The organism is Nibribacter koreensis (assembly GCF_039541795.1).
Lineage (GTDB): Bacteria > Bacteroidota > Bacteroidia > Cytophagales > Hymenobacteraceae > Nibribacter > Nibribacter koreensis.
This window is the reverse complement of sequence record NZ_BAABGX010000001.1, coordinates 226,360-239,471: the sequence shown is the minus strand read 5'-3', so window position 1 is coordinate 239,471 and position 13,112 is coordinate 226,360. Positions and strand designations below refer to the sequence as shown.

General features: G+C 49.1%; 9 protein-coding genes. 7 read left to right on the top strand and 2 right to left on the bottom strand.

Features of this window, described 5'->3' with window-relative positions; all coding sequences use genetic code 11:
• Positions 1–277 precede the first annotated feature (277 nt).
• The 3 genes from ABD880_RS00910 to ABD880_RS00900 all read left to right on the top strand — a co-directional run bounded on the left by ABD880_RS00910 (position 278) and on the right by ABD880_RS00900 (position 2,751).
• Positions 278–1,129 (top strand): universal stress protein, encoded by an 852-nt coding sequence (locus ABD880_RS00910; RefSeq protein ID WP_345161383.1) that lies wholly within the window; start codon positions 278–280, stop codon positions 1,127–1,129.
• A gap of 35 nt (positions 1,130–1,164) precedes the next feature.
• Entirely contained in the window at positions 1,165–1,629 is a 465-nt protein-coding gene (locus tag ABD880_RS00905; protein WP_345161381.1) for an Hsp20/alpha crystallin family protein, read from the top strand.
• A gap of 141 nt (positions 1,630–1,770) precedes the next feature.
• Positions 1,771–2,751, top strand: a complete 981-nt coding sequence (locus tag ABD880_RS00900; protein WP_345161378.1) for a 2-hydroxyacid dehydrogenase — start codon at positions 1,771–1,773, stop codon at positions 2,749–2,751.
• Between the two features lie 144 nt (positions 2,752–2,895).
• Here the strand turns inward: ABD880_RS00900 and ppsA are convergent, their stop codons facing one another.
• Together ppsA and ABD880_RS00890 are read right to left on the bottom strand one after the other, a co-directional pair.
• Entirely contained in the window at positions 2,896–5,298 is a 2,403-nt protein-coding gene (gene ppsA / locus ABD880_RS00895) for a phosphoenolpyruvate synthase (protein WP_345161376.1), read from the bottom strand.
• 52 nt (positions 5,299–5,350) lie between these two features.
• Entirely contained in the window at positions 5,351–6,211 is an 861-nt protein-coding gene (locus tag ABD880_RS00890) for a universal stress protein (protein ID WP_345161373.1), read from the bottom strand.
• Between the two features lie 491 nt (positions 6,212–6,702).
• On the opposite strand from ABD880_RS00890, the gene ABD880_RS00885 reads away from it, so the two are divergent.
• From ABD880_RS00885 to ABD880_RS00870, 4 genes are all read left to right on the top strand, one after another.
• Positions 6,703–7,461: a VIT1/CCC1 transporter family protein gene (locus tag ABD880_RS00885; protein WP_345161371.1), complete on the top strand. Its 759-nt coding sequence runs from the start codon at positions 6,703–6,705 to the stop codon at positions 7,459–7,461.
• Positions 7,462–7,747: 286 nt separating this feature from the next.
• Entirely contained in the window at positions 7,748–8,164 is a 417-nt protein-coding gene (locus tag ABD880_RS00880) for a hypothetical protein (RefSeq protein ID WP_345161369.1), read from the top strand.
• 234 nt (positions 8,165–8,398) lie between these two features.
• Positions 8,399–11,104, top strand: coding sequence for a cation-translocating P-type ATPase (locus ABD880_RS00875; protein WP_345161367.1), 2,706 nt, complete (start codon positions 8,399–8,401; stop codon positions 11,102–11,104).
• Positions 11,105–11,576: 472 nt separating this feature from the next.
• Entirely contained in the window at positions 11,577–12,962 is a 1,386-nt protein-coding gene (locus ABD880_RS00870; RefSeq protein ID WP_345161365.1) for a T9SS type A sorting domain-containing protein, read from the top strand.
• Positions 12,963–13,112: the final 150 nt, after the last annotated feature.

Sequence of the window (13,112 nt, the reverse complement as noted above, 5' to 3'; positions counted from 1 at the left end):
TGACTAAGCTAAATTTGCTTCCTGATCATCATATATTTTCCTAATACCTCCATAATGGCTCTTATATGGCTAGTAACTAGTAGTATTTCAATAAAAGCGATAATTACTTGCCACAGGTGCTTACCATCCTTAAGGCAAGTATTCTCACAGCAAAATACTGATTATCAATACCATAATACAATTATTATCGTATAGATTACAGTAGGGACTAAGCTATTTCTCACTTCTGCTGAGCTCTGGCTTGCCTGTTTATTTTATCAACTACCGGTAAATCAGGATGGAAACCATTGTATGCAATTATGATTTCTCACCAAGCTCTGAGAATGCAGCACGGTTCGCCAATGACCTAGCGCAGAGGATTAACGCTAGAGTAATTCTATTCCATTCAATTTATGAGCCGGTAGGCACCGATTTTATAGGATATGGGGGCATGCCCTATACGGTTCCTATTCGGGACCAATCTGTACGGCAGGCGGTGCAAAGGAAATTAACAGAGGCTAGAAACCAAATAGAAGTGGCCAATCTGGAAAGGCGGGTGCCCTATTTCACAGAGATTAGGTATGGCTATACCCAAGACACCTTGGCAGAAATAGCCCGAGAGAAACACGCTGACTTGGTAGTAATGGGTAGTGAAAACCTAAAAGGCTTACAAGGAATGCTGACAGGGTCACTAGAATTGGATGTAATCAAAAGTATTCGTTGTCCAGTCCTGATTGTGCCCCCCATGGCCTCTTTCATACCTTTCAGAAAAATTGTCTTCGCCACAGACCTGCAGGGTGAGCCCTTTACAGACATACAGTATGTTCTGTGGCTGGCTGATGTGTTCCAAGCTGAGGTGTTGTTTTTACATATTTTCCATGAAGACGACCAAGACACCAAGCAAATGGCCAGGCATGAGTTAGAACTGCTTCACAAACGCCTTCTATTCCCGAGGGCCTCTTTTCACAAAAAGAAAAGTGCCCACATTGAAGAGGGCATCAGCCAATTTTGCAAACAGCACCGCGCTGATTTGTTGGTAATGGGATACCATCCGCACTCCTTCTGGCGCCATTTATTCTCCCAAAACCCCATGCAGGAGATTGTCTCCCACGCGTTCCTCCCCATGCTCGTGATCCATTACAAGCACTAAAATCATCCTTTATTTTTACCCTTAATTTTAAACCTATGACAAAATTGAAAAGAATGTCAGAAGAGCCTATGGCTATGACTCACCTCTTGACAGATGTCATGAACGCAGACCGTTTCTTCGGAAACATGGATCGCTACTTCAACAAGGATCCCTTTTTTAAGGGAATGAGCAAAATCCCGGCAGCCAATATCAAAGAGAAAACCAACCACTTTGAAATTGAGGTGGCCACCCCAGGCATGGACAGAGAAGATATACACGTAGATGTAAGCAACAACCTACTCACCATCACAGCCGAGCACAAAAAAGAGAAGCAAGAAGAAAAAGGCAATTACAGTCGTAAAGAATTCAGTTACAGCTCTTTCAACAGATCCTTTACCTTGCCAGACAACGTTAACGCAGACAAGATTGACGCCCATTATAAAAATGGCGTTTTAGAACTCATTCTTCCTAAAAAAGAGGGAACGACTGCCGCTAATAAAAAACAAGTTAAAATATCATAATAGACCACTGGGCCGGGGTAAAATCATGTGCGGTTTGCCCCGGCATTGTTTTGAACTTGATAAAGCGAGGACACTTCTTCCCTGTTATCAATTGACTTTGCGCGCCTACGTATAACCAAGTTAAATCTTTAAACTACCGCCATGCACGTTACGGTATACAGCGCGCACCCTTTTGAGAAAGAATACTTAGACAGAGCCAACCACAGGCACCAACTTACCTATGTAACAGAGCCTTTACGGCTAGAAACAGCCGCTTTGGCTACGGGCAGTGAGGCCGTAGTATTGTTCACCTTAGATGATGCCTCTGGCCCAGTGTTAGAGAAACTACACGCATTGGGCACAAAGTACGTTGCCACTCGCTCTGCGGGGTATGACCACGTGGATGTAACTAGGGCCAATGCCCTGGGGATGAAAGTTGCCCGGGTACCGGCCTATTCGCCGTATGCCATTGCCGAGCATGCCACTGCACTCATCTTAGCACTTAACCGCAAGTTAATTCTGGCGCATGAAAGGATAAACCAGAACAACTTTAGCCTAGACCCCCTTATTGGCTTTGACCTGAATGGCAAGACGGCTGGCATCATAGGGTTGGGGACCATTGGCAAGGTCATGGCCAAAATCTTAAACGGCTTTGGATGCAATATTTTAGCCTATGACGTGAATCCAACAGAGTCCAATAAGGTGCCGGTTACCTTTGTGTCTTTAGAAGCGCTTTTAAGCCAGTCAGATATAATCTCCCTGCACGCGCCTTACAACGCACAAACCAAGTACTTGATTAATGCCCGGTCTTTGGCGCTTTGCAAACCAGGCGTCATGCTAATCAATACCAGCAGAGGAGGCTTGGTCAACACCCAAGAACTTATTTCAGCCTTACGCTCTGGCCAAGTGGGGGCAGCTGGTTTAGATGTTTATGAGCATGAAAAAAACATTTTCTTTAGAGATTTGTCTGGCCAGCCTTTAGAAGATGAACTGTTTAAAGAGCTTAGGACACTGCCCAATGTTTTAATCACTGGCCACCAAGCATTTTTAACTAGTAACGCCCTTGGCAACATAGCAGATACTACCCTACATACCTTAGATTGCTGGGAAAACGGCATTCCCTCTGGAAATGAATTGACTTGAGCAAACTAGCGCAAGTATTGCAAGCCCTGCAAAAACAGGTACATTTCCCCTACCTTATTGTAAACTATTGTAGACCACGCACTAGAGGTGGCTTTGAAAGCTTATTGCAATGGCTAGGCGCCCACTGAGGTTCACGGATACAAATTACTTTCTAACCCGAGCGGTAAGTCCTTCCTCGGCCATTAAGATGTTTTGCAAGCCTTTTAGAAAAGCGTCTGGGTTAAAGGAGATGCTGTCTATGCCTTGCTCAACTAAGAAGCGGGCAAATTCAGGATAGTCACTGGGGGCTTGCCCGCACAAGCCAATGGGCGCGTTCTCTTCTTTGGCGGCTTGTATGACCATTCTAATCATGGTCATGGCTGCCTCATTCTTCTCACTGAACAGATCGCTTACAATGGAAGAGTCGCGGTCAATGCCCAAGGTGAGCTGGGTTAAGTCATTAGAACCTATAGAGAAGCCGTCAAACACTTGCGCAAACTCTTTGGCTAATATCACATTGCTAGGGATTTCGGCCATTACGTAGACCTCTAACCCATTTTCGCCCCGTTTTAGGCCGTAAGCTTGCATTATCTGGATCACTTTTTTTCCTTCTTCTACTGTGCGGCAGAAAGGAATCATGAGTTTGATATTGGTGAGGCCCATCTCATCGCGTACCCGTTTCATGGCTTTGCACTCCAGGCCAAACCCCTCCTGGTACCTTGGGTTGTAATAGCGCGAGGCTCCCCTAAAGCCCAACATGGGATTCTCTTCTTCGGGCTCAAAGCTTTTGCCACCAATCAAATTGGCATACTCATTGGTTTTAAAGTCGCTCATGCGCACAATCACCTCCTTAGGATAAAAGGCGGCACCAATGGTGGCCACCGCCTCTGCCAGTTTTTCAATAAAATATTCCTGCTTGTCTGCGTGATGGTGGGTGAGTTGGTCTATGTGCGCTTTTACGTCCTCATCTTCCAGCTCATGGTATTTTACCAGCGCCATTGGGTGAATTTGGATGCTGTTGTTAATGATGAATTCTAGGCTCATTAACCCCACGCCGGCCGTAGGGAAAGCTGCCAGCTGAAAGGCTTTGTCTGGGTCTCCCACAATAAGCATGGGCTTGGTGGTAGGTGTGCGCAGATCTGTAAAGTCCAGCTCTTCTTTCTCCCAGGCCAATGCCCCCTTGTACACCAGGCCATTTTGGGCATCTGCGCAAGAAATGGTTAGTACCTGCCCGTCCTGGATAACCTTAGTGGCGGTAATAGTACCTACCACCGCCAAAGCCCCCAACTCGCGGGCCACTATGGCGGCGTGGCTGGTGCGCCCGCCTTTGTTAGTCACAATAGCAGATACTTTCTTGAGAATAGGGTCCCAGTCAGGATTAGTAATGTCAGTGATCAGGATTTCGCCAGGTTGGAGAAGATGCGCATCCTTGGTGGAATGCAAGATACGGGCCACCCCCGTCACAATGCGGTCTCCAATGCCTTTGCCGCGCACCAATAGCTCCCCTTTTTCTGTAAGGCGGTAGCTGTGCATCTTTAAAGGGCTCTCTGCCTGGCTGTGCACCGTTTCAGGCCGGGCCTGCACTATAAAAATCTCATTAGACTCACCGTCCTTGGCCCACTCCACATCCATGGGGACGCCATAGTGCTCTTCAATGCGCACCACCCAGTGTGCTAGCTGGGTTATCTCTGCATCTGCTAAAACAAACACTTCTTGCTTTTCTTTTGGCGTGGGCACATTGACAATGGTTTGGGCCTGGGAACCCGTCTTTTCATACACCATGGTCTGCGCCTTAGAGCCCATTTTTTTACTGATGATGGCGTTCTTGCCTTGGCGTAAAGTAGGTTTAAACACATAGAACTCGTCTGGATTCACTGCTCCCTGCACCACGTTTTCGCCTAGGCCCCAACTGCCGGTCACCAAGGCCACCTGACTGAAACCTGACTCTGGGTCCAAAGAGAAGCACACCCCTGAGCAGGCCAGATCTGAACGCACCATTTTCTGGACCCCAATGGACAAGTACACTTTTAGGTGATCAAAGCCATGGTCATGCCGGTACTTGATGGCACGCCCCATGAACAAGGAAGCGTAACAGCGCAGGCATGCGGCCAGAAGTTGGTCTTCTCCCTCAATATTAAGGAAGGACTCATGCTGGCCCGCAAAGCTGGCGTTGGGCAGGTCCTCTGCGGTGGCACTGCTTCTGACCGCCACCTGTATGGGAGCCGCATAAAACTGACACAGCTCCTGGTAGGCTTGCTTGATGGCCTTTGCTATGGGGACTGGCCATACGCTCTGCAGGATAAGCCCTCGTATCAGGTCGCTGACCACATGTAGGTTAGTAAAGTTGGTGGTATCCAGTGAGGCCAGGTGTTGCCGAATGGCGTGGGTTAGGTTATTTTCTTCTAAAAAATCCAGATACGCCTGGGCGGTGGTGGCAAAGCCGTTGGGCACTTTTATCTGGCTACCTGAAAGGCGCTGGTACATCTCGCCTAAAGAAGCGTTTTTGCCGCCTACCTGAGGCAGCTGTTTTAAATTTATTTCTGCAAAGGGAAGAACGTACTTTTCCATAACCGGGCACTTAAAATAAAAAGAAGGCAAGGGAGCATATGGAGCACCTGCATCAGTCCAGCTTTCTATGGTTGGGCAGCAGTAGAATGGGCAGGTAGGTATGAAAGGACTGATCCTGGTGGTAGAAGTCGTCTATGAGGTGGCGTGTATAGTCATGCAATTGGGAGACCATTACCAGCAGGTCTGCGTGCTTTCTGCGGCAGTACTGGCTTATACCTTCTTCAATGCGCGGATTGAATTCAATATGAAACGAGACGTGCGGGTATGCAACATCTTTTGTCCTGTTGACAAAGCTTGATTTTAAACCCTCCAACCCCTCTTCCACCAGATTGGGTAACACGTACAAAAAGATGATTTCTGCTTTGAAAAGGGAAGCCAGTGCTGTCAATAGGGCAGTGTCCAGCCTGGGCCTGTCTTCTAGATCTATGGCAAAGACTATAGTATGCAACGGCCTGAACGTGGCCTTGGGGGGCACTATAAGAATAGGGCAGGGAGAAGCTTTAATAACGTTGGCGGCGGTGGTATAATACAGGACTTCCTGCAGATTTTGGGCGCCTTCATTGCCAAGTACCAATAGTCCGGCTTGGACCTCCTGTACCAGCGCTTGCGCCATTTCTGTCAAAGAGGCGTTCTGCAACCTTTTCTCATAGGCTATTGGTTTGGTCCAGTCTTTTTTTTGAAGACTGTGCAGCAAATCATCCAGCAGTTTAAGTCGTATCGCCTCTGTATCACGGCCTGGCTCCTGCCCAGTGCTCTGGGCGGGAGGCTCTGACACTAAGATGGGCGGGGCAGCGCTTTTGGTGGCATGAAAGAGCACTAGTTTTGTGTCTAGCCAATGAGCCAGTTCATTAGCATAGAATGTCGCATTGATAGAGCTTAAGGTAAAATCAGTACCACACACTATGGGCTCCATAACTTACTTTAAGAAGCTGAATATGTAATCAATCCTTGTAGCAAACCACAATGGGTGCATGAGACATTTCACCCATGAAAAGGAGAAGAACAAACTATGACGGGGCCAACAAGAGCCAATAAAGAGCTAATAGGCAAACAGGGGCCGTAGTACCCTTGTCTATTCTTTACGCATAAATTCAATTAGCGCCCAAGTGCGCCTAATATTTCACCGTCCAATTTTAGGCAGAATGTAGATAGCTCTACATTTCTAACAGCAAAGTCTGGCCGACAAATAGCGTAGAAAGCTCTTTGACCAGTGATTAATACCCATAAATACCTGCAAAATGTAGGGGTGGAGGCAACGCCTGCAAACGTTAAAAGTAGAATGTCTTTCTTAAGCGCTAACAAGAAATCTTGGATGCGCGTTATAACTTCATACTCTCTGCCCTCCAGCCAGCGCCGCCTGCCGTCTTGGTCTATTTCTTCTTGTGTTTACCCATACCCTTGGCTATGCTTTCACTTTTCCAAAGACAACAACACCAGGAAAAATCACACACTCCAGAACAAGTCAGACTCAGGCTGAGCCAGATGGAGCAACACAGTTACCTGAAAGATTTTGTTTATGGAGCAGTAGACGGGGCCGTGACCACTTTTGCCGTAGTGTCTGGGGTTGCCGGGGCCAATCTAATGCCACAGGTAGTCATCATTCTGGGCATAGCCAATCTGCTGGCAGACGGATTCAGCATGGCGGTGAGCAATTACCTGGGCACCAGAACAGAAAAGCAACAACTAGAAAAAACCCTTCTGGAAGAACAGCGCGAGATTGAGGAAGACCCCGTGGGTGAGCAGGAAGAGATACGGCAGATATACGCCAAAAAAGGCTTTACTGGCGATCTGCTGGAACAAGTGGTCCTCACCATTACCGCAGACAAGCGCATATGGGCCCACACCATGCTGCAAGAAGAACACGGTCTCAGCCTTTCGCCGGTCTCTGAATGGAAGGCCGCTTTGGCTACGTTTACCGCTTTTCTGCTGGTGGGCATCATACCCATTGCCCCCTACCTCTGGAATTACGTGTCGGTGCACAGCGTGGGCAACCCATTCTGGTGGAGCAGTACCTGCACCGGCATTGCCTTCTTTAGCATAGGCGCGCTCAAAAGCAGGTTTGTAAGCAAGCCCTGGTACACCTCTGGCCTGGAGACGATGCTATTGGGCGGCGCCGCCGCCAGCGTAGCGTACTTGGTGGGGGTTTTACTTAAAGGCATTTAACCCTTTTACGTTCTCAGAAGTATACAGTAATACCTCCGTTTTTATCCTGATTTACAGAAACCAGCCTAAAAACGAACGCCCCACTTCCGCCAATATCCGGTGTGATTGTCCCTGAACCTATGGTCTGTTTTTAGCCTGATTTTGAAAAAACAGCCTAAAAACGAACTTCTACCTCCTGCTGAGTACAGTACAAGTGCGCCGCTGAACCAGGACCTAATTCTCTGCCCTGCGTCCTGGAGCTTCTTGATACCTTCTATTTTTCCATGATTAACTGAGCAAAAAAAACATGGGTACCCTTACTTCCACTTCCGGCCATTTACTATTATCCATAAGCCTGCAGGACCTGCACCAAGAAAGCGTTTGCTGGCTCCAAGACATAGCCTTCTGGAAAACAGAGACCGCTTTCTTCCAGAAGTTATTAGAACGGGTAAACACCCGGGTCCAGAATCTGGAAGCCAAAAAGCGAATAGACCACTTCCAGAACCTGCTGCTCTACTTTAGGGGCGAGCTATTAGACCAGTACCGCCATGACATTAGAGAGCATGAGTTTTACCTGATGCAATTAATCCAGAACCGGGCTCAGGTAGAAGAACAGCTCTACCGCGAGGTGCACCAAGGCTTTCAGAACCAGATCAGGGCTTTTGAGGCAGACTTTAAGCAGTTCAGGCTTAGCCTGTACCAATTAGCCGAAGAATACCTGTAACCACCCTGGCAACACCATCATTCAGGCAACGCAATTTCGTTTTTGGCCTGTTTTCTGGAAAACAGGCCAAAAACGAAGGCAACGGCCAAGACGAGCTTCCCAAAACCACTTTCCCAAATACCTGACCCTGTCCTACCGTGGCCCGCTTTAAAATCCTATGACGCTGGGCTGGTTACGCCTTCTAAGCAGAATCAGCTGTACCGCTTAGGCTGGACTTATGGAGAAACAAACCCAATGAAGGACTCAGTTGCAGAGGCGCTTTCTCATCCGCATGCGGTACCACCAGCACAGTTAGCCCAAGCCCTGGCAACTGACCTGGAGACTGGGTTGCGCGCAGAGGAGATTGCAGAGCGCCAACGGCAATGGGGCGTAAACCAAGTAGAAAGCCAGAAGCCTAAAAGCGTCCTCGTTCTTATTCTTCACCAGTTTACCAGCCCCATTACCTATCTGCTACTGGCGGCCGCGGCGCTTTCGTTTTTATTTAGGGAGTGGTTGGATGGGTCGGCCATTCTTATGGTCACCCTGATCAACGCGGCCATTGGCTTCTTCATGGAATACAACGCAGGCAAGTCCATGGAAGCCTTGCGCAAGATGGCCCTGGTGCCGGCCAAAGTGATGCGTGGCGGGCGCTTACAAGAAATATCCTCAGAGAACCTGGTGCCCGGCGATGTCCTGTATCTGGAGTCTGGCGACATGGTCTCTGCCGACGCGCGCCTTTTCCTGACCGCTCAGCTAGAAATCAATGAGTCTGCCTTAACCGGCGAATCCTTGCCCACGCCCAAGCAGACAGAAACGCTACCTGCTGGGCTGGCGCTGGCAGAAAGAAGCAACATGGTCTACAAAGGGAGCTTTGTAAGCAAGGGCAACGCCCGCGCCCTGGTGACCAGTACTGGTATGCACACTGAGCTGGGACAGATTGCCAACCTGGTGCAGCAAGCCGAACAGGCCGCCACCCCTCTTGAAAAGAAGCTGGAAACCTTCAGCCACAAACTCATCAAAGTCACGCTGGTTTTATGCGGCATTGTCATGGGGGCTGGCCTGTTGCAGCACCGCCCCTGGGTGGAAAGTCTCACCACGGCCATAGCCTTGGCCGTAGCCGCCATTCCAGAGGGCTTGAGCATTGTGGTCACCTTAGCCTTGGCCCAGGGTATGCTTAGGATGGCCCGGCACAAGGTGATTGTAAAAAAGCTGTCGGCGGTGGAGACGCTGGGCGGCACCAATATAATCTGCACAGACAAAACGGGCACCCTTACCAAGAATGAGATAGAAGTGGACTCCATCATAGTACCGGGGGCGGAGACCTCGGTGAAAGTGGACGCCCTGCACACCCGCCTGGAAATCTCATCTACCCCAAATCACCTGGAAAATAGCCTCAACTTTGAGCACCTGCTACGCTGTTGCACCTTGTGCAATACTGCCAGCTACCATATTCTCAACGGAGAGGAAAAAGAAGTGGGAGACCCTGTAGAAGTAGGCCTCCTTAAACTGGCGCACTCGGCAGGTCAGCAGGCAGATAAAATTAGAGGGGAATATCTCAAGCTAGCCGAGGAGTCCTTCACCTCTGAAACCAAGATCATGGGCACGCTCCACCTAAAAGACGGCAAGGGAATCATCTACGCAAAGGGCGCCCTAGAGCAGCTGCTAGCCCGTTGCACCCATCAGCTAGTAGACGGGCAACCGGTTTTGCTCACTTGGGCAGACAGGGAGAATTGGCAGAACAAAGAAGAGCGCGTAGCCAATGAAGGCTTGAAAATACTGGCCTTTGCCTATAAAGAGACTTCAAATACAAAAGACCTGTTGCTGGAAGAACTAGTGTTTCTAGGTTTGGTGGGCCTGTTGGACCCGCCACGAGAGGACGTTCGTCAGGCGTTGGAAGAGTGTCGGTCTGCCGGGATTTCTGTCAAAATGATTACTGGAGACCACCCGGCCACCGCCCGCAATATTGCTGAGCGCGTAGGGATTGTAGAGCCTGGCCAAGCGGTTCAGGTGGTGTTAGGCACCCAAATGCCTGACTATGACCAACTCACCCAATGGCAGAAAAAAGACTGGCTTAATGCTTCCATCTTTGCCCGGGTAAGCCCCAGACAAAAACTGGACTTGGTTACCCTTTTGCAGGAAAACCAATTGGTAGTGGGTATGACCGGAGACGGGGTCAATGACGCCCCTGCCCTCAAAAAGGCTGACATAGGCATTGCCATGGGAATACGGGGCACACAGGTGGCGCAGGAGGCGGCCGATATGATTTTGCAGGATGACGCTTTTCCGTCTATAGTGGTGGCCTTGCGGCAGGGGCGCATCGTCTTTGACAACATCAGAAAGTTTGTGGTGTTCATGCTCTCCTGCAATTTAAGCGAGCTGTTGGTGGTCACGCTTATTTCTCTGCTGGGTTGGTCTTTTCAATTACTCCCCATTCAGATTCTGTTCATTAACCTGGTCACAGATGTGCTGCCGGCTTTGGCCCTGGGTGCCAGCCCAGGCCACCCGGCTATCATGCAACACCAGCCCCGGCCCATGGCAGAACCCATCCTGCAAAATACGCATTGGGTGGCTTTGATAGTGTATGCCGTGGTTATTGCGGGTTGCGTGCTGGGGGCGGTGTTCTTCAGTCAGTGGCTTGTGGCTCAGGGGCAAATCAAAGAAGAAGGATACGCTAACAACATCCTTTTCCTTACCTTGATATTATGCCAATTGTGGCACGTCTTTAACATGGGCAGTGCCCAGGGCAACTTCTTTAAAAACGAAGTATTCACCAACGCCTACATCTGGTATGCCCTCTTGCTGTCTTTGGCAATTTTAGGGACTGTTTACTTGGTGCCACCAGTAGCGCAGGCATTGGCGCTGCTTCCCCTCAGCGTACCACAAATGGCAGTGATGGCAGGGTTCAGCCTGCTCTCCTTCTTTCTTATATACTTGATAAGAAAGCTGCGGCTTATCTTATAGATCCGCTACTTACTACACCCAAACTTGTATTCTGTGCATCATTTTATATGACGGGCAACAACCTAAAGGACAACCCTTTGCTGCAGGTGCAAATACCTGGAGCAAACCAAAACCGCCTTAGCTGCAATGCGTATACCCTATATATAAATCCTGCAATCTCTTGCAATAGTACCTATTGCAGTTCTAATAGCTTTCATCATTAACGTACCGCCCCCCGCGTCCCTGGATTGTGGCAACACCTTCCAAGGCATCAAGTGACTGCCATTACATCTCTGTTGGCTTGTTTGGTTACAAATGCCTTTAGTAGCGCCATGCTGTGCCTTTTCAAGCAAATGATTCACGTGTTTACTCCTTACCTGTCTTGTGTATGAAGAAGCGTCTACTCCCCCTTTTAGTACTTTTCTTGTTTTTTAGTGTTAACGCAATTGCTCAGCAGCACCCTCTCCCGTTAACCGAGGTAGGCTTCGCGTCAATGACCAGCCTCACCCCTATGCCCATCTCTACCAATACAGCAGACAAGCCCCAGTCTAAAGTATGGATGCACGCTGGTAAGTTCTGGACGGTACTCCCCAACGCAGAGGGCACCTTTCTTTGGAGGCTGGACGGCACGTCCTGGACCAAAATGCTGACCATTTCTAATAGTTCTTTTGGGCGGGCAGATTGCAAGGTAGTGGACAATGTAGTTCATGTGCTTGTCTACAGAGGCGACAATGACTCTCACTTATATTCTCTGGAATATGACGCCGCAACTTCTACCTACAAACCCTGGAGCCTCCAAACCGCCAGATCTTCATTTACCTTAGGCCCCGAAAGCGAGACGGCCACCTTAGACATTGACGGGTCTGGCAGAATGTGGATTGCCTATGACACGCCCAGAGAGGTGAGAGTACGCTGGAGCGACAGCCCCTATAGCACTTGGAGCGATCCCATTGTAATAGCATCTGGTATAGCAGATGATGACATCACCGGCCTCATTGCCCTACCTAACAAAATAGCAGTGCTCTGGAGCAACCAACGCACCGAAATGTTTGGCATGAAAACCCACCAGGACGGTGCAAGCCCTTCTACCTGGTCTGCAGATGAGATGCCTGCCTCCCAGTCTTCCCAGATGGTGGGCGCTGGTTTTGCAGATGACCACTTGAACATGGCCGTTGCCAAAGACGGAACCCTGTTCTGCGCCGTCAAGACGGGTTATGAAACGCCGGGCTATGCTAAACTGGCTTTGCTGGTAAGGAGGCCAAACGGAACCTGGGACAATGCCTATAAGGTCACTGAAACGGAAGGCACCCGCCCAATTGTCATCCTTAATGAGGCGATAGGCAAGATACGGGTGGTATACACGGCCCAAGAGAATGGAGGTGATGTTTTATACAAAGAATCCTCCCTGACCAGCATTTCCTTTGGGGCACCCATCACCTTGCTCAGAGGCAACCACAACTATATCAGCAGCACCAAAGCCAATCATACTAGAGAGACCGTGATCATAGCCACAGAGGTGAATGGCACTGACTGGAAAGCCGTGGGGGTATTGGTGACAGACCCTCCCGCTGTGGTGACCGGCCTGCTAGACGAAGACGCTGGAAAGGACAGGCACTTTTATGAGCTAACGGCCTACCCCAACCCATTTTCCCAAATGACTACCCTCAGGTTTTCCTTAAAAGAGACCTCTGACTATACGGTAGATTTGTATGATCATAAAGGCTCTGGCCTTGGTCAATTTGGTCAGGGCCGGGCAATGAAAGGCGCTGAAATAAAAATAGACATTACAGGAGCTGGCCTTTCACCAGGTGTATACCTGATCAAGATAACTACCCAAAATGGTTCCAAGACAATACGGTTAGTGCATACCCAAAAATAAGAGAGAATCCTTGGGTTGGATAGAAAACAAGGAGAAAGGCTTATGAGAGCAAACTCATCAACGTACCCTCTTCCGTTATGGCTGGCAGCCCTGCAATTACTAACTACAATTTATAGGTTGCGTATAATTTTTGCAGTCACCTTTTTAGGG